Raw genomic sequence first — 978 nt, 5'->3', positions numbered from 1 at the left:
CGGTGTCTCCAGTGGCACCAGTGATTCCAGTTAGTCCTGCTGCAGCTAGTAATGTGTAGTCTGAGGAAGTATCTGGTGTACCTGTCGGTGGTGCAGTGTTTACTACATACGTACTACCATTAAAGGTCACTACTTGCCCTACTTGGTAAGTAGGGCTGACTACCGGATCAGCGGCTACAATTCCTGTTAATCCTGCACCAGTGGCACCTGTTGGACCAGTAGGCCCGGTAGGACCCGTATCACCAGTTACACCAGTCGCACCAGTAGGACCAGTATCTCCAGTTACACCAGTGGCACCAGTAGGACCGGTATCTCCAGTAGCTCCAGTAACTCCGGTGGCACCAGTAGGTCCGGTATTACCAGTGGCACCAGTATCACCGGTTGGACCAGTAGATCCGGTATCACCAGTTACACCAGTGGCTCCAGTAGTTCCAGTATCACCAGTTACACCAGTGGCTCCGGTAGGTCCGGTAGTACCAGTGGCACCAGTATCACCAGTTGGACCAGTATCTCCAGTTACACCAGTGGCACCGGTAGGTCCAGTATCTCCAGTTACACCAGTAGCACCAGTAGGCCCGGTATCACCAGTTACACCAGTCGCACCAGTAGGACCAGTATCTCCAGTTACACCAGTGGCACCAGTAGGACCGGTATCTCCAGTAGCTCCAGTAACTCCGGTGGCACCAGTAGGTCCGGTATTACCAGTGGCACCAGTATCACCGGTTGGACCAGTAGATCCGGTATCACCAGTTACACCAGTGGCTCCAGTAGTTCCAGTATCACCAGTTACACCAGTGGCTCCGGTAGGTCCGGTAGTACCAGTGGCACCAGTATCACCAGTTGGACCAGTATCTCCAGTTACCCCAGTGGCACCGGTAGGTCCAGTATCTCCAGTTACACCAGTGGCTCCGGTAGGTCCGGTAGTACCAGTGGCACCAGTATCACCAGTTGGACCAGTATCTCCAGTTACACCAGTGG

At 54.0% G+C, this 978-nt stretch carries 1 pseudogene; it reads right to left on the bottom strand.

Annotation, left to right across the window (positions count from 1 at the left end):
• A pseudogene (locus BA79_RS18680) lies at positions 1-978 on the bottom strand (collagen-like protein); the annotation flags it as partial.

This window comes from Bacillus altitudinis 41KF2b, assembly GCF_000691145.1.
Classification (GTDB): Bacteria; Bacillota; Bacilli; order Bacillales; family Bacillaceae; genus Bacillus; species Bacillus altitudinis.
The sequence above is the reverse complement of the archived record's forward strand: the minus strand, read 5'-3'. Positions and strand labels throughout refer to the sequence as shown.